The sequence below is a fragment of the Gluconacetobacter diazotrophicus PA1 5 genome (genome assembly GCF_000067045.1).
Taxonomy (GTDB): domain Bacteria; phylum Pseudomonadota; class Alphaproteobacteria; order Acetobacterales; family Acetobacteraceae; genus Gluconacetobacter; species Gluconacetobacter diazotrophicus.
This window is the reverse complement of the sequence record NC_010125.1, coordinates 2,397,819-2,416,297: the sequence shown is the minus strand read 5'-3', so window position 1 is coordinate 2,416,297 and position 18,479 is coordinate 2,397,819. Positions and strand designations below refer to the sequence as shown.

The 18,479-nt window shown below is 68.1% G+C and carries 12 protein-coding genes; 8 read left to right on the top strand and 4 right to left on the bottom strand.

Annotation, left to right across the window (positions count from 1 at the left end):
* Nucleotides 1–243: 243 nt before the first annotated feature.
* Nucleotides 244–2,127: a HAMP domain-containing methyl-accepting chemotaxis protein gene (locus tag GDI_RS11195; RefSeq protein ID WP_012226253.1), complete on the bottom strand. Its 1,884-nt coding sequence runs from the start codon at nucleotides 2,125–2,127 to the stop codon at nucleotides 244–246.
* Nucleotides 2,128–2,359: 232 nt separating this feature from the next.
* The gene (locus GDI_RS11190) at nucleotides 2,360–5,383 is read right to left on the bottom strand and encodes an Rne/Rng family ribonuclease (RefSeq protein ID WP_041249406.1); all 3,024 of its coding nucleotides are present in this window, start codon (nucleotides 5,381–5,383) and stop codon (nucleotides 2,360–2,362) included.
* Nucleotides 5,384–6,008: 625 nt separating this feature from the next.
* Between GDI_RS11190 and GDI_RS11185 the strand changes: the two genes are divergently transcribed.
* From GDI_RS11185 to GDI_RS11175, 3 genes are all read left to right on the top strand, one after another.
* Nucleotides 6,009–6,908, top strand: coding sequence for an N-acetylmuramoyl-L-alanine amidase family protein (locus GDI_RS11185; RefSeq protein ID WP_012226246.1), 900 nt, complete (start codon nucleotides 6,009–6,011; stop codon nucleotides 6,906–6,908).
* Between the two features lie 3 nt (nucleotides 6,909–6,911).
* Nucleotides 6,912–7,472: a chloramphenicol phosphotransferase CPT family protein gene (locus GDI_RS11180; protein ID WP_012226244.1), complete on the top strand. Its 561-nt coding sequence runs from the start codon at nucleotides 6,912–6,914 to the stop codon at nucleotides 7,470–7,472.
* A 303-nt stretch (nucleotides 7,473–7,775) separates the two neighbouring features.
* Complete coding sequence (locus GDI_RS11175; protein WP_012226242.1) at nucleotides 7,776–9,350, top strand: 2-isopropylmalate synthase; 1,575 nt, start codon at nucleotides 7,776–7,778, stop codon at nucleotides 9,348–9,350.
* Between the two features lie 191 nt (nucleotides 9,351–9,541).
* Here the strand turns inward: GDI_RS11175 and GDI_RS11170 are convergent, their stop codons facing one another.
* Nucleotides 9,542–9,829 (bottom strand): hypothetical protein, encoded by a 288-nt coding sequence (locus tag GDI_RS11170; RefSeq protein WP_012553224.1) that lies wholly within the window; start codon nucleotides 9,827–9,829, stop codon nucleotides 9,542–9,544.
* A 363-nt stretch (nucleotides 9,830–10,192) separates the two neighbouring features.
* Here GDI_RS11170 and GDI_RS11165 point away from each other — a divergent pair, with 363 nt between their 5' ends.
* The 5 genes from GDI_RS11165 to rodA all read left to right on the top strand — a co-directional run bounded on the left by GDI_RS11165 (nucleotide 10,193) and on the right by rodA (nucleotide 16,012).
* The gene (locus GDI_RS11165) at nucleotides 10,193–11,239 is read left to right on the top strand and encodes a rod shape-determining protein (RefSeq protein ID WP_012553223.1); all 1,047 of its coding nucleotides are present in this window, start codon (nucleotides 10,193–10,195) and stop codon (nucleotides 11,237–11,239) included.
* Nucleotides 11,240–11,376: 137 nt separating this feature from the next.
* Complete coding sequence (gene mreC, locus GDI_RS11160) at nucleotides 11,377–12,282, top strand: rod shape-determining protein MreC (protein WP_012226238.1); 906 nt, start codon at nucleotides 11,377–11,379, stop codon at nucleotides 12,280–12,282.
* Nucleotides 12,283–12,294: 12 nt separating this feature from the next.
* Nucleotides 12,295–12,858, top strand: a complete 564-nt coding sequence (locus GDI_RS11155; protein ID WP_012226237.1) for a hypothetical protein — start codon at nucleotides 12,295–12,297, stop codon at nucleotides 12,856–12,858.
* 55 nt (nucleotides 12,859–12,913) lie between these two features.
* The gene (gene mrdA / locus GDI_RS11150; RefSeq protein ID WP_012226236.1) at nucleotides 12,914–14,818 is read left to right on the top strand and encodes a penicillin-binding protein 2; all 1,905 of its coding nucleotides are present in this window, start codon (nucleotides 12,914–12,916) and stop codon (nucleotides 14,816–14,818) included.
* 39 nt (nucleotides 14,819–14,857) lie between these two features.
* On the top strand, nucleotides 14,858–16,012 hold the full coding sequence (gene rodA / locus GDI_RS11145) for a rod shape-determining protein RodA (protein ID WP_012226235.1): 1,155 nt from the start codon (nucleotides 14,858–14,860) through the stop codon (nucleotides 16,010–16,012).
* A gap of 411 nt (nucleotides 16,013–16,423) precedes the next feature.
* On the opposite strand, the gene glyS is transcribed toward rodA, so the two are convergent.
* Nucleotides 16,424–18,478, bottom strand: a complete 2,055-nt coding sequence (gene glyS, locus GDI_RS11140; RefSeq protein WP_012226234.1) for a glycine--tRNA ligase subunit beta — start codon at nucleotides 18,476–18,478, stop codon at nucleotides 16,424–16,426.
* Nucleotide 18,479: the final 1 nt, after the last annotated feature.

Genomic DNA, 18,479 nt, shown 5'->3' with positions numbered 1-18,479 from the left:
GACGCATGGAGGATGACCGGATGTCCGACTTTCCGTCAAAGGCATGGTTTCGGGCAAAGCGGTACGGATACGGGGCCGGGCTTCCCGTCACATGGCAAGGCTGGGCGCTCTTTGGCGCCTTTGTGGTAGCCCTCTCGTTCCCCCCGATGATGCTGCCCCAATTCGTTCTGGCCAGGTCCAATGCCTGGGTGGTGGTTCCGGCACTGGTCGTTTTCGACCTGATCGCGACGCTGGTCTTCCTTCTTATCTGCCGACGGAAAACCGAAGGGGGCTGGCGCTGGCGCTGGGGAGATCAGCGTCCATGAACTCCAGGTCCTGACCGGACTCGTCTTCCGCCGGCTCCGGCAGGTGGAACTGCCCGACAAGGTCGTTAAGCCGGTGGCTTTCGTTCGCGAGGCTGGAGGACGCGGCGTTGAACTGTTCCGCGACGGCGGCATTCTGCTGGGTCGTCTGACCCAGCGAGGCCATCGCGGCGGTGATGTCCGTCAGGCTGGCGGATTGTTCCCTGGCCGAGACGGCTATGGCGTCCAGGTGCTGGCCCATCTGACCGATGAAGTCCACGATCGTCCGCAATGTTCCGCTGCATTCCTTCACGCGGCCCGAGCCTTCCTTCACGTCGGCGGCGGTATTGCGGATGACGGTCCTGACATCCACGGCGGCCTCGCCGCATTTCTGCGCCAGCGACCGGACCTCGTGGGCGACCACGGCGAAGCCCCGGCCCGCGTCACCGGCCCTGGCAGCCTCGACGCTGGCATTCAGCGCCAGGATGTTGGTCTGGAAGGCAATGCTCTCGATCACATCGACAACCGATGAAATCTGTTCCGAGCCGTTCTCGATGCGGTTCATGGCCTCTTCCGTCGCATGCGTGATCGTGCTTGACGCGGCGGCGGACCGGCGCGCCTGCGTGCCGATCTGCTGGGCGGTTTCGGATCGCCTGGCCGTATCCCCCACGCTTTGCGCAATGCCCGCCACGGCGGCGTCCGTCTGCTCCAGGGCCGTCGCCTGGCGTTCGGTCCGGGACGCCAGGTTGTCGGCCCCGGTCGCCAGTTCGCGCGCGCCGTTGCTGATGGCCTGAATGGCGCCCGACATCTGGGCGAACGTCGCGGCAAGCTGGGTCAGGGACTGGTTGAAATCCTCGCGCAGCGGCTCGAACTCTTTTGAAAACCGGGTCTCGATCTGGAAGGACAGGTCGCCCTCGGCCATCCGTTTCAGGCCGGCCGCCAGGGTGCCCGTCGCCCTGCGCAGCCATTCGCTGGCTTCGGCTTCGGCTTTTTTCTGAATGGAAGCGCGTTCGGTGTCGGCACGCTGGCGCTGGAGTTCGGCGTCGCGCTCCAGGTCCCTCTTCGCGATGGCGGCGGCGCGGAAGACGTCCAGGGACCGGGAAATATCGCCGATTTCATCCTTCCTGTCCGCGCACGGGAACGTCAGATCGGTCTGGCCCTTTGCCAACCTGCTGATGGATGCATTGATTTTCTGAAGCGGCCGAAGAATGTTCAGCACCACGACAAGGCCGGAAATGAGCATGGAAACGAACAGCGTGACATACGCCGCATAGACCCGCCGCAGCGTCGCCGTGTATGTGGCCCCCGATTCCGAAGCGTAGGTGGCGGCGTCCTGTATGTTTCCATTCATGAAGGACGTCAGCGTTTCGGAAACCGTTTCCTGCAATTCGATCAGGCGTTGCCCCTCGTTGACAAGGGTCTGGGTCCTGTCGTGGGCCGCGCCCCAGTTCTTGAATGTGGTGTCGTGGAAATCCTTGTACTCGTCCCACTGCGTTTCAAGGTTGTGGAACAGGACCTGATCCTGGTCGGTCTGGATGAAGGGCACGTACGCGTCGATGGCATGCGCAATTTTATCGGAAATCGCGGCGCTGGAACTGGAAAGAGTCGCAAACTCCTCTGGCGAGGATGTCCCGAGTTGCTTGATCTCGACGCCCCGGAAAGCGCGGATCTGACTGTCGATCGCGGCCAGGCCCCTGATGTTCGCCAGCGATTTGTGCGCGATCTCCTCTACCCGGAGATTGACCTGCGTCAGCCCTCTTATCGAAGATATTCCGGAAAAAACGCAGGACAGCGCGATGAGTATGAAAAGGAGGCCTAAAGATACCTTGATGCCGAAAAAGCGCACTGGCTGCCTCGTTGATTTTTGTGCCCAGGCCGCTTGTCCGCGCGAAGCGACGCATATTCATGGATGAGTCTAGGCGATTTCCGGGACGCCAATTGTGAAGATTATATTTATTCTTCCCCTCGGGCGTGCCCGGCCGAAGCAGGGACCCTGCACTGGATAACAAAAAAGCCCCGCCTCCTTTCGGAAGCGGGGCTTCTTGTTCAACGGGCTGGAATGGCCCGCCGCGCTGGTGTCAGCGGCGCCACCAGCCGGTCTTGCGGGCCGGGGCCGGTTTGGAATCGTCGATGACGATCGGCTGTACCACCGGGGCCGTCTTTTCGGCTTCCGGGGTCGGTTCGGCCGTGGCCTCGGCTTCCGCCTGCGGCTTCGCCGCTGCCTTGGCGCGGGCAGGGGCCTTGCGCGTGCGGCGCGGCTTGGCCGGGGCCTCGGGGGCCGGCTCGGCCGCCTCGGTGGCATCAGCCTCGGTTGCGGCGTCCTCGGCCGCCTTGGCCTTGCGGGCGCGGGTCGTGGTGGTCGCCCGCGTGGTCCGCTTGCGGGTCGGCTTCTTCGGTGCCGCTTCGGCCGCATCCTCGGCGGGTACGGCCTCGGCTGTCGCCGGGGGCGCGCTATCGGCAACGGTCGGCTCTTCCGCCGCTGCCTTGGCGGCCGTCTTGCGCGGCGTCGCCGCGCGGCGACGCTTGGGCTTGGCCGGTTCTTCAGCCTCGGCGGCAACGGGCGCGGGCTCCGCCGTGCTGTCCGGGGCCTCGGCCGTCACGGCCTCGGCCACCGCGCTCTTGCGGGCGCGGGTGCGGCGGCGGGGCTTGGCCGGGGTTTCGACCGTCTCGGCCTCGACCTCAACAGGTTCAGCCTCGACCGGCGCGGCTTCCACGGGGGCGGCCTCGATCACGATTTCGGCTTCGACGATCGCGGGGACCGCCTCGGGTTCCGACACGGCCAGCGTCTCGGCGACGTCGACGATGTCGGCCGGCATCGCATTCGGCTCGGGCCGCCGGACAGGGGCCTGCGGGGCCTCGGTCGATTGCTCGATCACATCGAAAATATCGAGGATGCCGTCGCCGAACGGATTGGCCGGCGTCGGGCCGCGATACGGTGCCTGCGCCGACGGGGCGGCCGGCTGTGCCGGACGGCGGTCCTGCCGGTCACGGCGGCGGCGATTGCGGTCGCGTCCGCCCTCTTCACGGGCCGGCGCGGGCTCGGCCACGCTCTCGGCATGGATGGCGGGCGCGGTCTCTTCCTCGCCCTCGTTCCCATGTCCGGCGTCTTCGTCCGCCTGTTCCGCATCGGCGGCTTCGGCCGGCACGGCCTGGGGCGCACCCTCGGCCCGCTCGCCGCCACGCCGGCGACGGCGCCGCCGCCGGCGGCGGCGATGATCGGTTCCTTCCTCGCCTTCCTCGGTGGAAACCGGCGCGGCCTCGGCTGCGACGGCCGCATCGGCCGGGGCTTCGGCCTGGATCGGGATTTCGCGCACGACGGGCGCGGCGGCTTCGGTCTCCTCGGCCAGGATGTCGGTCGGTTCGGCCAGCACCGGCGGCGCGACGGGCTCGAACCGTTCGGTCTGCGGCCGTACGCGCTCGATGCGAAGCTGCGGCGGCAGCAGGCTGGCATCGGGCGAGAAGACGACATGCATCTTGTGCCGCTTTTCGATCTCGCTCAGCCAGGCCCGCTTGTTGTTCAGGATATAGAGCGCGATCTCGGCGGCCACATGCACCGTGATCTCGGCCGCGCGACGGCGCGCGCCCTCTTCCTCGACGGCGCGCAGCACATGCAGGGCCGCACTTTCGGTGCCGCGTATGATGCCGGTGCCCTGGCAGTGCGGGCAGGGGGTGAAGGTCGATTCAGCGATCGACGGGCGCAGCCGCTGCCGCGACATTTCCAGCAGCCCGAAATGCGAGATCGCGCCGACCTGGATGCGCGCGCGGTCGGTGCGCAGCGCGTCCTTCAGCCGCCGCTCGACCATCCCGTTGTGCTTGCGGCTTTCCATATCGATGAAATCGATGACGATCAGTCCGGCCAGGTCGCGCAGGCGCAGTTGCCGCGCCACTTCCTCGGCCGCTTCCAGGTTGGTGCGCAGCGCCGTCTCTTCGATATTGCGCTCGCGCGTCGCGCGGCCCGAATTGACGTCGATCGCGACCAGGGCCTCGGCCTGGTTGATGACCAGATACCCGCCCGAGCGCAGTTGCACCGTGGGGGAGAGCATCGAGTCCAGCAGGCCCTCGACATTGAAGTGCGAAAACAGCGGCTGGCCGCCGTCCCGCCAGCATTTCACCTTCGGCGCGCTCTGCGGCATCAGCATGCGCATGAATTCGCGCGCCGATTTCCATCCGGCCTCGCCGTCGACCAGGATCTCGCCCACATCGCGGGTATAGATGTCGCGGATGGCGCGCTTGATCAGGCTGGCTTCTTCATAGATCAGCGCGGGGGCGACGGAATGCATCGTGTGGTCGCGGATGTCGTCCCACAGCCGCAGCAGGTACTCGCAGTCGCGCATGATCTCGGGCCGCGGCCGCTGGGCGCCGGCGGTGCGGACGATCATCGCCATGCCGCGCGGGATCTGCAGTTCCGCGATCACGTCCTTCAGCCGGCGGCGGTCGGCCACCGACGTGATCTTGCGCGATACCCCGCCGCCGCGCAGCGAATTGGGCATCAGCACGCAATAGCGCCCGGCCAGCGAGATATAGGTGGTCAGCGCCGCGCCCTTGTTGCCGCGCTCTTCCTTGACGACCTGCACCAGCAGGATCTGGCGGCGGCGAATGACCTCCTGGATCTTGTAGTTGCGCAGGAAGCGGGCGATGCGGCGCTGGACCAGGCTCTCGTCGCCCGTGTCGGTCTCGCCGCCCACGGTTTCCGGCAGCGGCTCGGCCTCGCCGTCGGCGGCCTGGGCGTCGCCATCGGCCTGGGCATCGGCGGCGGCGGGCTCGGCCGGCGCCTCGGCGTCGTCGTCCTGCGACTGCGCCTCGTCGATGCGGGCCTCTTCTTCCTGAAGGGCCAGCAGCTTCTCGCGATCCGCGACGGGGATCTGGTAATAGTCCGGATGGATCTCGCTGAAGGCCAGGAAGCCGTGGCGGTTCCCGCCATATTCGACGAAGGCGGCCTGCAGGCTGGGCTCGACCCGGATCACCTTGGCCAGGTAGATATTGCCCTTGAGCTGTTTCTTGGCCGATGCCTCGACGTCGTAGTCTTCGAGCCTGTTACCATCCATTACGACCACGCGGGTTTCTTCCGCGTGGGTCGTATCGATCAGCATGCGCTTGTTCATTAAAAACGGAACTCCGGTATGCCCTGTCCCGGCGTCTGTCCTGCGTCCGCATGGGGGACGGGCAACTGCGACGGGCAAGACGGGCAAAAGCAGACGGGGAAAATACGATGGATCCGGAAACCGTTGCGGCGGGGCCCGCGCAGGCGGCGCCAGCGCGCGTCACGTGGGACGCGTGCTGTGTCGTGCCGTCTGCCAGTGCGGGTCGCGTGGCGTTCATCCATCCTCATCAGGCGGTGACGCGCGCCCGTGCAGCGCCCGGTCGCATCGTCGGATCACATGGCGTCGTCATCCTGCGCCCGGCCTTGCGGCCGGGGGCGGAGCGGCAGCCTTGTCCCGTCAGCGTGGGGCGGCCCGATCGCCTCGGCGTCGGGCGCCACGCCCCGATGGGCCGGCCTGCCGGATGGACCCGGTCATGCCGACCTTGCCGTGTTCCGGCGTCGATCGACGCGGTTCCATCACCAGTACAGCATGACCTAACTGCGCCCCCGCTGCAAGCACCCGTTGGCAGGCAGGGATGCCGCCTGCGCGTCCGTACCAATGACCCCCCGCAAGTCGTTGAAATGCTGACTTGGGCCACGGACCCTGCTAGGGTGGCGGGCAGGATCCGCAACATGGACCGGTATTCATGCACAAGGATAGTTCCGATAACGTGACTGCGCGCGGACGCCGGCAGGTCCTGCGGGCCGGCCTGTCCGCGACCGGCCTGGCGGCGATCCTGGCCGTGCGCCCACGGGTCGCGTTGGCGGCGCAGCGCCGCGTGGCGCACCATGCGCGGCATGCGACGGGATTGGCCGCGCCCGCCATCGTCGGGCGGGCGGTGGCGCACCTGCCGCTGGTCATGCTCGACCCCGGTCATGGCGGAAAGGACCCAGGCGAAATATGGGTCTCGGGCACCTACGAAAAACACATCGCCGAGGCCGCGGCGGCCGAACTGCGTCGGCAGTTGCTGGCCAGCGGCGCCTATCGCGTGGCGATGACGCGGTCGGACGACCGTTTCATTCCGCTGGAAGGTCGGGTGGATATCGCCCATGCCCACCGGGCGGCCCTGTTCATTTCCATGCATGCCGACGCGCTGACCGATCGCGGGGTGCGCGGGGCCAGCGTCTACACCCTGTCGGGCCAGGCGTCGGACGCGCAGACCGCGGCGCTGGCGCGCACCGAAAACAGCGCCGACCGCTTCGGCGGCCCGCAGGTGCATGCCAGTTCGCCCGAGGTGCAGGCCATCCTGGCCAGCCTGGTGACCGAGGAGACGCGGCGCGGCGCCGCCCACATGGCCAGCAGCGTGGTCGCGTCCTTCCAGTCGCGGATCGGGCTGCTGCCCCATCCGTCCCGCCATGCGGCCTTCGTCGTGCTGAAATCGGCCGACATCCCCTCGGTGCTGGTCGAAATGGGGTTCATGTCCAACCGGATGGACGAAGCCGCATTGCGCCAGGCCGGACACAGGATGATGGTCGCCGGGGCCATGAAGCAGGCCATCGACCGTTATTTCGCCTCGGCCAACGGCATCACGCACCTGACCGGCTGAAATATGGACCGGCCGCCTTGCGTCATCATCCTCAACGGTGTCGGCAGCGTCGGCAAGAGTTCCGTCGCGCGGGCGCTTCAGGGGCTGCTGGACCGCCCGTTCCTGCATGTCGCGATGGACGATTTCGTCTCCATGCTGCCGCCACGGATGCTCGATCATCCGGATGGCATGCAATTCGTCCCCGAAACCCGGGACGGGCATCCCTCGATCGCCATTCGCGGCGGGGCGGTGATGGCACGGGCGATGCGCGGTATGCGCCATGCCGTGGCCGCCATGGCGGGGCAGGGGAACGACCTGATCGTGGACGACGTGATGCTGGATGCGGCCGACGCGCGCGACTATCGGGCGCTGCTGGCGGGCTGCGTCGTGCATCTGGTCGGGCTGTTTGCGCCGCTGGCGATTTTGGAAGCGCGGGAGCGCGCGCGGGGTGATCGGCGGATCGGCCTGGCGCGCTGGCAGTATGATCGGGTGCATCGCGGCATGGCGTACGACCTGGAACTGGACACGGTTCGCATGACGCCCGGACAGTCGGCGCACAGTATCCGCGACGCGTTCGGCCTGTAATCCGCCGGATACGGATGGACGGGCCTTTTCTGTTGCAATCGGCGGATCGGCCTGTATGGTGCCGGCCATGGATTCCGCAACGATCATGACGGCAGGCTTGTCGGGCGCAGTGGCGCCGGCCCTGTCGCGTGCCTGCGGCCGGGACGCCCTTCTCCTCAGCCTTCGACTTATCTGCCCCTGAGCGTTCAGGGCCGGCAGGACGCCGGTACGCCCAGGGGAAGTTGCGGGAGCCATCCCGCATGCAAGGCAGGAACGCCCGCACGGCGTTCAAAGGCGAACATCCGGATCAATCCGAGGTAATTCATGACTATCGACCATCCGTCCTTCGGCCGCATCGACAATGATCGTGTCATCATTTTCGACACGACCCTGCGTGACGGCGAACAATCGCCCGGCTTCTCGATGAACCTGGCCGAAAAGCTCCGCATGGCCGAGGCGCTGGCGGAACTGGGCGTCGATGTGATCGAGGCGGGATTCCCCGTGGCGTCGAAGGGCGATTTCGACAGCGTGCACCAGATAGCCTCGCACATTCGTGCCCCCGTGATCTGCGCCCTGGCCCGCAGCGGCGGGCGGAACGACATCGCCAGCGCCGGCGAGGCCATTCGCCCGGCCGCGCGGGGACGCATCCACAACTTCATCTCCACCTCGCCGCTGCACATGAAATACAAGCTGCGGATGGAGCCCGAGACGGTGCTGGAGCTGATCACCGCCGGCAACCAGGCGGCGCGGCAGTTCACCGACGACGTGGAATGGTCGGCCGAGGACGGGTCGCGCACCGACCCGGATTTCCTGTGCCGGTGCGTCGAGGCCGCGATCAAGGCCGGCGCCACCACGATCAACATCCCCGATACCGTCGGCTATGCGACGCCCGAGGACATGGCCCGCATCTTCGCCGACCTGCTGGCCCGCGTGCCGGGAGCGGATACCGTGATCTTCTCGGCCCATAACCACAACGACCTGGGGCTGGGGGTGGCCAACACCATCGCCTCGCTGTCCGCCGGCGCCCGGCAGATCGAATGCACGATCAACGGCATCGGCGAGCGCGCGGGCAACGCGGCGCTGGAAGAGATCGTCATGGCGCTGCGCACCCGCCAGGACGTGCTGCCGTACAGCACCGGCATCAAGACGCAGAACCTGCTGCGGACGTCGCGGATGCTGGCGACGATCACCGGGTTCGACGTCCAGCCCAACAAGGCGATCGTCGGCCGCAACGCCTTCGCGCATGAAAGCGGCATCCACCAGGACGGCGTGCTGAAGAATGCCGCGACCTACGAGATCATGACGCCCGAGAGCGTGGGCTGGACCCGGTCGTCGCTGGTCCTGGGCAAGCATTCCGGCCGCGCCGCCTTTCGCGACAAGCTGAAGGCCATGGGATACGGCGAGATGGACGAGGCGCATCTGAATGATGCGTTCGCGCGGTTCAAGGACCTGGCCGACCGCAAGAAGGTCGTCTACGACGAGGACCTGGTCGCCCTGGTCGATGACGAGGCCCGCGACCATGCCCGCATCCGCTTCGTCTCGCTGGATATCGAGGCCGGGTCTCGCCGTCCGGCGCGCGCCGACCTGGCGCTGGAGGTCGACGGCGAGGCGCGCAGCGCCACCGTGACTGGCCAGGGGCCCGTCGATGCGGCGTTCAACGCGGTCCGCGAGATCTTCCCGCACGAGGCGACGCTGCAGCTCTATTCGGTCGGCGCGGTGACCGAGGGCAGCGACGCGCAGGCGCGCACCACCGTGCGGCTGGAGGAAGATGGCAAGCTGGTGGACGGCCAGGGCGCGGACAGCGACACGCTGGTGTCGGCCGTGCGGGCCTACGTTCATGCGCTGAACAAGCTGCTGGTCAAGCGTACCCGCGCCGAACCCGAAGCCATGACGGCCTGACCGGCACCGGACGGCCGGTATCATGACGGGCGGGGCATCCTTCGGGTGCCCCGCTTTTTTTCGTCGGTCCGTCCTCAATAACCGTTGTATAACCGCCCGGACAAGGCTCATTTAGTACTGCCTCTCTTTTATACATGATTACGCTCAGTTATGTACCATCTCTCGATAATCCTGTCTGTAGTAGCCGCGTGTCAGTAGCCGCGCCGGGGCGGGGGCGGCGTGGTCGCGGCCCCCGTCGCGGCGCCCACGGCACCGCCGGTCAGCGCGCCGATGGCCGCGCCGCCGCCGCCGCCGGCCAGGCCGCCGATGGCCGCCCCGCCGCCCGCGCCGATCAGGGCGCCGGTGCCGGCGCGCGCGCCGGGGTCATAGGGATTGCCGCACCCCGCGAGGGCCAGCAGTCCCGCCCCTGCCAGGGCGCTTCGAACGAGGGTTCGATGGCGGGTCTGCGTGGAGGTGGGGGCATGCATGCGGATCTTCATGATCGTCTTCCTTGTCACCGTCTGGCCGCCATTCTCGGTGCGGCTGATGGATGCGGAAGGGCGGTTCGGTGGCGAAAAAAAGGCATGCCGCCGCGCCGCCGCGCCACGCCGCAGATATGGGAAGCGGCCGGGCATTCCGGCAGGGGATGGAAAAGTTTTCATGCCAGCGGGAAGCGGGATCGGCGGGGCGGCATGGAAATGCACGATTTAATGTCCGTGGCCCTTGCCCGTCTCTTCCAGCCCCGGTAAGCCCACGGCCTGATCCTGTGGGCTTGTGTGCGAGGCGACGTGTGGCTGTCGGCACGTCGCGCAACCCCGGCCGGGATGATCTGCCATAGTCGTGCTTGTTGTCGGGAGTTCTGGATGTTTGCTCGTCTGCTGGGTCTCTTGTCGGCCGACATGGCCATCGACCTCGGCACGGCCAATACCCTTGTCTATGTCAAGGGGCGTGGCGTCGTCCTGAATGAACCCTCGGTGGTCGCCATCGCCGAGGTACGCGGCAAGAAGATGGTGCTGGCGGTGGGCGAGGAAGCCAAGCAGATGGTCGGGCGCACGCCCGGCAACATCACCGCCATCCGCCCCCTGCGCGATGGCGTCATCGCCGATTTCGAGGTCGCGGAGGAAATGATCAAGCATTTCATCCGCAAGGTGCATAACCGGCGGATGTTCGCCAGCCCGCTGATCATCGTCTGCGTGCCCTCCGGCTCGACCGCCGTCGAGCGCCGGGCGATCCAGGAAAGCGCCGAGAGCGCGGGCGCGCGCAAGGTCTTCCTGATCGAGGAGCCGATGGCGGCGGCGATCGGCGCCGGCCTGCCGGTCACCGAGCCGTCGGGCAGCATGATCGTCGATATCGGCGGCGGTACGACCGAGGTCGCGGTGATTTCGCTGGGCGGTATCGTCTATGCGCGCTCGGCCCGGGTCGGCGGCGACAAGATGGACGAGGCCATCATCTCGTATATCCGGCGTAACCATAACCTGCTGATCGGTGAAAGCTCGGCCGAGCGGATCAAGATCGAACTGGGATCGGCCCTGCCGCCCGACGACCTGGAAGATTACGGCGGCTGGCGCGAGGTCAAGGGACGCGACCTGATCAACGGCGTCCCGCGCGAGGTCGTGGTGTCGCAGGCGCAGATCGCCGAGAGCCTGGCCGAGCCGGTCAGCCAGATCGTGGACGCGGTGACCACCGCGCTGGAAAACACGCCCCCAGAACTGGCCGCCGACATCGTGGACAAGGGAATCGTGCTGACCGGCGGCGGCGCGCTGCTCTATCGGCTGGACGAGGTACTGCGCCGCGCGACCGGCCTGCCGGTGACGGTGGGCGAGGACGCATTGTCCTGCGTGGCGCTGGGGACTGGACGCGCCCTCGAAGAAATGAAACGTTTGAAGAATGTCCTGACCAGCATGTACTGACGGCAGGCGAAAACAGGCGGTTCGGCCAGGCGGTGGCCGGCCCGCGCAGGGACAGGCAAGGGGGCCGGGGCGATGAACGTCCGGCGGGGCGGCTGTAGAAACGGACAGGGACACCTGCGAATCGCGGGGGTGTCGTCATGATTCCGTTGTCCATCCCCCTCCGCCAGGCGCTGGACCGGCTGGTCCTGCCGCTGCTGATCGTCGCGGCGGTCGGCATCATGCTGCTGGGCCAGGCCGACCGGGGCCTGACCGAACGCGTGCGCATGAGCGTGGCCGACATTCTGGCTCCGGCTTATGGATTGATCGTCTGGCCCCAGGAAAAGTTTCACGGTCTGTTCGGCCGCATGCGCGACATGGGCCGGATGGAGGCCGAAAATCAGCGCCTGCGCCTGGAAAACGCCAATCTGCGCCATTGGTACGACGTTGCCGCCGCCCTGGCGGATGAAAACGCGGCGCTGAAGGCCAACCTGCACTGGATGCCCGATCCCGCGCCCTCGTTTGTCACCGGGCGCGTGGTCCGCGATACCAGCGGGCTGTATGCGCGTAGCGTACTGGTGGCCGCCAATGTCGATGCCGGTATTCACAAGGACGAAATCGTGCTGGACGCGTCGGGTCTGGTCGGCCGCGTGACCGAGGTCGGCGCGCGCTCGGTGCGGGTGCTGCTGGTAACGGATGCGTCCAGCCGGATTCCGGTGACGCTGGAAGTCAGCCATGGGGCCGCTATAATGGCGGGGGACAATTCGGGCACGCCGCGCCTGATCTACTATCCCCAGGATACCCCCCCGATCGAGGGAGAACGCGTCGTCACCAATGGCGAGATTGATTCACTGCCCCCGGGGCTGCCCGTCGGGCGGGTTCACTACCCGCGCGCCGGCCAGCCGGTCATCGTTCCGGCCGCGTCGCTGGAGCATCTCGACATTGTCCGCGTCTTCGATTACGGGCGGTCCGCCGTGGTCGCGCCGGATGCCCCGGGGCGGGTTCCCCTGCTGCGGCCCGGCAGTATCCTTTCGGTTCCCTTCCAATCCCCACTTGGTCGTGGATGAGAGTGTGCATGGATGACGCCCGACCAGTCACCTGCGCTTCAGCCGGGCATCCAGCCCCGTGCCAGCCTGTGGCGCCGGCTGGACGTGCTGTCGCGGCGCGGCCTGCCCGGCGCGCTGACGGGCCTGGCCATCCTGCTGCTGTCCGCGCCGTTCAACCTGCCGGGGCAGGCGGAGCTGCTGCCGGGGGTGGTGCTGTCCTCGGTCTTCTTCTGGACCATCTTCCGCCCGGCCTCGATGTCCTCGCCGCTGGTGTTCCTGCTGGGGCTGCTGGTCGATCTGCTGGGATTCGGGCCGCCGGGCGTGATGCTGCTGGTGCTGCTGATCGTCCACGGCGTGGGGATGTCGGCGCGGTACGGATTCGCGCGCATCCACGGGCTGCTGCTGTGGCTGGTGTTCGGCGGCGTGTCGCTGGGGGGGACGGTCCTGCAATGGACGCTGGTGTCCGCGCTGTCGCTGCGGGTGATGCCGGTCGGCGCGTTCGTCTTCCAGTGGACGCTGGGCCTGGGGGTGTTCCCGGTGCTGTATGCCGTCTTCGCCGCCATGGCGCGCACGATCGCCAATCCCGGCCGCGCCTGACGTCCCCCTTGCGCGCGACTCATGACGTATTCTCTGTCCTGACGCGGATGGGTGGATGATCCGGCGCAGGAAAACCGCCACCCGCCTGATGTCGCGGCCCGATACCGGGAATCCGTCGCGCGGGGTCTTCACCCGGCGCGCGCTGGTGGTGCTGGGGGCGCAGATGGCGGCGCTGGGCGCGCTGGGGCACCGGCTGTACGGACTCCAGGTGCTCGACGGCGACCATTACGCCAAGCTGGCGGAAAACAACCGCGTCAATCGCAGCCTGATCGCCCCGCCGCGCGGCCGGGTGGTCGACCGGTTCGGCATTGCCGTGGCGTCGAACAAGGTCAACTGGCGCGCGCTGCTGCTGCCCGAGGACACCAGCGACATCTCCGGCACGCTGGACCGGTTTTCCGCCCTGGTGCCCATCGAGGCCCGCGATCGCGCGCGTATCGAGCGCGAGATGCGGCACAAGCGGCGCTTCATCCCGATCATGCTGCACGACTTCCTGTCGTGGGACGACATGGCGCGGATCGAACTGAATGCGCCCTCGCTGCCCGGCGTGCTGATCGATGTCGGGACCACCCGCAACTATCCGTTCGGGCCGCTGATGGCCCATGTCGTGGGCTATGTCGCGCCGCCGGGCGAAAAGGACGTGACGGCCGACGCGACGATGGCCCTGCCGGGAATGCGCATCGGCCGGTCGGGAATCGAGCAGACGCAGGATACCTTGCTGCGCGGCCAGGTGGGCGCGGTGGAGATCGAGGTCAACGCCGTCGGCCGCGTCATGGCCGAACTGTCGCGCGATGATGGGCAGGCCGGCGACGAAATCACCCTGACCATCGATTCGGGCCTGCAGCAGGCGGTGCTGGGGCGCATCGCCGACCAGTCGGCCAGCGCCGTGGTGATGGATTGCCGCAATGGCGAGGTGCTGGCCATGGTCAGCAACCCGTCCTTCGACCCCTCGCTGTTCGACAGCGGCGTCAGCCAGGCGCAATGGGTCGAATGGACCAACAACCAGGGCACGCCGCTGATCAACAAGGCGGTCGCGGGCGTCTATCCCCCCGGCTCGACCTTCAAGCCCGCCGTGGCCATGGCGGCCCTGCAGGCCGGCACGCTGTCGCCGACCGACCGGATCTTCTGTCCCGGCTACCTGGATGTGGGCGGCACGCGCTTCCATTGCTGGTCGCGTTACGGCCACGGATCGCTGACGCTGAAGGACGGGCTGAAATTCTCCTGCGACGTGTTCTTCTACGAAGCCGCGCGGCGGACCGGCATGGACGCCATCGCCGCGGCGTCGCACGCGTTCGGCCTGGGCACGCACCTGGATATCGAACTGCCGCACACCCGCCAGGGATTGATCCCGACCCCGGACTGGCGGCGGGCGCACGGCCAGCACTGGAATGGCGGCGATACGATCGTCAGCGGCATCGGGCAGGGATTCGTGCAGGTCACGCCGCTCCAACTCGCCACCTATGCATCGCGGATCGCCAGCGGGCGGGCGGTGCAGCCGCATCTGGTCCGCGCGGTCGCGGGCAAGCTGGCGGAGGGCACGGACCCCACGCACTGGCCGGCGCTGGGCATGCCCGATCCGTTCCTGGGGCAGTTGCGCGCCGGCATGTTCGCCGTGATCAACGAGGAACACGGCACCGCGCCCAAGGCGCGCCTGGATATTCCAGGCGTCCAGATGGCCGGCAAGACCGGGTCCGCGCAGGTGCGTCGCGTGTCGCGCGCCCTGCGCGAAAGCGGGCATTTCGATTCCTCCGCCCTGCCGTGGGAATATCGCCCGCATGCCCTGTTCATCTGCTATGCGCCCTATGACGCGCCGCGCTATGCGGTTTCGGTGGTGGTGGAACACGGCAATGCGGGCGCCGCGGTTGCGGCGCCGCTGGCCCGCGATATCATGACCGATGCGCTGACCCGCGACCCGGCGAACCGCAAGGAACCGCCGGGCCAGGTGGTGGCCGACATCGAATAGTCGCCGGTGGGCTGCGTTACCCCTGCCGGAGAGGGACACATGAATTTCCAGAAGCGCCTCCTGCGCGCCGAACCCAATTTCCGCATCCTGGCCAAGCTGTGGCAGGTCAACTGGCTGTACGTGCTGCTGATCTGCGTGCTGGCGGGGGTGGGGTACGGCGCGCTCTATTCCGCGGCGGGCGGGTCGTCCCGTCCGTTCGCCGGTCCGCAGACCATCCGCTTCGCCTTCGGCATGGTGATGATGATCTGCGTCGCGCTGACCAGCCCGCGCGTTCTGGTCCGCCTGGCCTGGCCGCTCTACGGGCTATCGCTGCTGCTGCTGGTCGCGGTGCTGCGGATGGGCCATGTCGGCAAGGGGGCGGAACGCTGGCTGATCATCGGCGGGATGCAGGTCCAGCCCTCGGAACTGGCCAAGATCGCACTGGTGCTGGTGCTGGCGACGTGGTTCCACCGCATCAGCTACCGCAGGATGGTCAATCCGCTCTACCTGCTGCCGCCCGCGCTGATGGTGCTGCTGCCGGTGGGGCTGGTGCTGAAGGAGCCCAACCTGGGCACCGCCGTCATCATCGGCGTGGTGGGGGCCACGATCTTCTTCGCCGCCGGGATGCGGCTGTGGCAGATCGTACTGCTACTGGCACCGCTGCCGTTGCTGGGCAAGTTCGCCTACGCCCACCTGCATGACTACCAGAAGGCGCGGATCACCACCTTCCTGCACCCCGAAAGCGACCCGCTGGGCGCGGGCTATAACATCATCCAGTCGAAGATCGCGCTGGGGTCGGGCGGGATGTGGGGGCAGGGCTACCTGCATGGCACGCAGGGGCAACTGAACTTCCTGCCGGAAAAGCAGACCGACTTCATCTTCACCATGATCGCCGAGGAATGGGGCTATGTCGGCGGGATCGTGGTCATCGGGCTGCTGATGCTGATGGTGCTGGGCGGGATGCTGATCGCCCTGCGCAGCCGCAACCAGTTCGGGCGCCTGCTGGGGCTGGGGATCGCGACCAATTTCTTCCTCTATTGCGCGGTCAACCTGTCGATGGTGATGGGGACGATTCCGGTCGGCGGCGTGCCGCTGCCGCTGATTTCGTACGGCGGTTCGGCCATGCTGACGGTGATGTTCGGGTTCGGGCTGCTGCTGTCGGCCTGGGTGCACCGCAATTCCACGTTCGGCGAGACCGCGTCGGACCCGTCATGACCGGCCTGCGACCGGTCGATCCCGCCACCGCACGGGCCTATCGGCTCAGCCTGTATCGCGCGGGCGGACAGTCGGTCCGCACCGGCCGCCGGCCGGTCCCTGATGACGACGCCGGGGCATGGTGGCGACGGGGAGATATCCTCGTCATAAGCGCCAGCAATCCCGGCGGCGGCCGCCGGCCGGACGGCTGGAACCACCGGACGATGCGCCATATGGCCGCGTCCCTGCCGGGCGTCACCCTGCACGCACGGGGAAGGACGGCTGGGCCGCTGGTCCGAACCGCTGTTCGCCGTCGCACCGCCGCTGGCGCGCGGGCAGGTAGTCGCCCGGCGCTTCCGCCAGAACGCCATCCTGCTGGTGCGGAACGGCCGCCCCGCGCAGCTACTGTTCCTGGCGCGAGGTCCTTACCCCTCAGATCTGGCTGAAATCCGCGATCAGCACCGTCATGCGGCGCAGTTCCGCCAGCAGCCGCAGCCGGTTGGCCCGCAGATCGGCCCGGTCGGCATTGACCGTCACGGCGTCGAAGAATCGGTCCAGCACAGGGCGCAGCCGGGCCGCGTCGCGCATCGCGTCCTCGAACCGTTCCGCCGCGATCGTAGTTTCCACGGCGGGGATGACGTCCAGCAGGGCGTTGGCCAGCTCCCGTTCCTCAGGCTGCTCGTACAGCGTCGGGTCCGGTGCGCCGTCATGCGGTCCGTCCTTGCGGTCTTCGATTCGCAGGATGTTCGCCGCCCGCCTGGTCGCCGCCAGCAGGTTCTGCCCGTCATCGGTGGCCAGCATCGCCGCCAGCGCGTCGGTGCGGGCCAGCAGGCGCGTGATGTCGCTATCCTCGTTGCCGCTGGAAATCGCGGCCAGGATGTCGTGCCGTGCCCCCTCGGCCCGCAACTGGACCCGCAGCCGCTCCGCCACGAATCCCGGCAGCAGGGCCAGGTCCGGCGCGTCGCGCAGCGTCTCGGGCAGGGCCTCGGCCGCCAGCACGAACAGCTTCACCAGGTCCAGGCGCAGCGCGTTCTCGCGGATGATGCGGATCACGCCCAGGGCGGCGCGGCGTAGCGCGTAGGGGTCGCCCGAACCGCCGGGCTTTTCGCCCGCCGCGAAGAAGGCGGCCAGGCTGTCGATCTTGTCGGCCAGCGCCACCGCGATCGACACCGGCGCGGCGGGCACGCCGTCATTCTGGCCGCGCGGCATGTAATGTTCGGCAATGGCGGTGGCGACCGGATCGGCCTCGCCGTCATGCCGGGCGTAGTACGCGCCCATCACTCCCTGCAGTTCGGGGAATTCGCCCACCATGCCGGTGGTCAGGTCCGCCTTGGCCAGCAGGGCCGCGCGTTCGGCCTGGGCCGGGTCCGCCCCCACCATCGGCGCCAGCAGCCCCGCCAGTCGCACGATGCGCTGCACGCGCGCGCCCTGGCTGCCCAGGGCGGCGTGGAAGGTGATGGCGTCCAGCGCGCCCACCCGGCTGGCCAGGGTGCGGGCGCGGTCCAGGTCCCAGAAATGGCGTGCATCGGCGAAGCGGGCGCGCAGCACGCGCTCGTTGCCCGCGATGGTCAGCGCGCCGCCATCCTCCGGCAGCAGGTTGGCCACGAAGGCGAAGCGCGGCGCCGCCGATCCGTCATCGTTGATCAGCGCGAAATAGCGCTGGTTGACGCGCATCGATACCTGCATGACCTCGCGCGGAAGGTCCATGAAGGTCTCGTCGATGCGCCCCAGGAAGGGAACCGGCCATTCCGTCAGGCCCGCGACCTCGTCCACCAGGCCGGGGTCGGGGACGATTCGCAGCCCTTCCTCGGCCGCCAACCGGGTCGTGCCCTCTTCGATCAGCGCGCGCCGTTCCGCCGCATCGACCAGCACCTGCCGCGCGCGCAGCCCGTCGCGCCACGCGGCGGCGTCGGTCACGGCGAAGGCCCCCGGCGCGGTGAAACGGTGGCCCTCGGTCAGGCGATCGGCGCGCAGGCCGTGGCCGTCATCCTCGCCGTCCGCCAGCGAAAACGCGACGGTCTCGCCATCCAGCAGGCACAGGATACGGCGCAGCGGCCGCACCCAGGTGAAACCGCTGCCTTCACCCCAGCGCATGGATTTGGGCCAGGGAAAGCGGCGCAGCAGCGGGGGCAGGGCCTCGGCGATTCGCGTCGCGGCCTCGACCGGGGGCACGGTGCGGTTCAGCACCCAGAATCCGTCCTCCAGCACCAGGTCGGCCGGGGTCACGCCATGCTTGCGGGTGAAGCCGGCCAGGGCCTTTTCCGGCGCGCCCTCGCGCGGGCCGCGCTCGGCAACGGTGGTGCCGGGGACGACGCCGTCCAGCGTCAGGGTCAGCGCGATGCGGCGCGGGCCGGAAAAGCCCCGCGCGTCGCGCGGGTTCAGCGGGGCCAGGGCATCGGTGACCAGGCGGACCAGGTCCTCGGCCGCGCGGGCCTGCATGCGCGCGGGAATTTCCTCGGAAAACAGTTCAAGCAGAAGTTCGGGCATG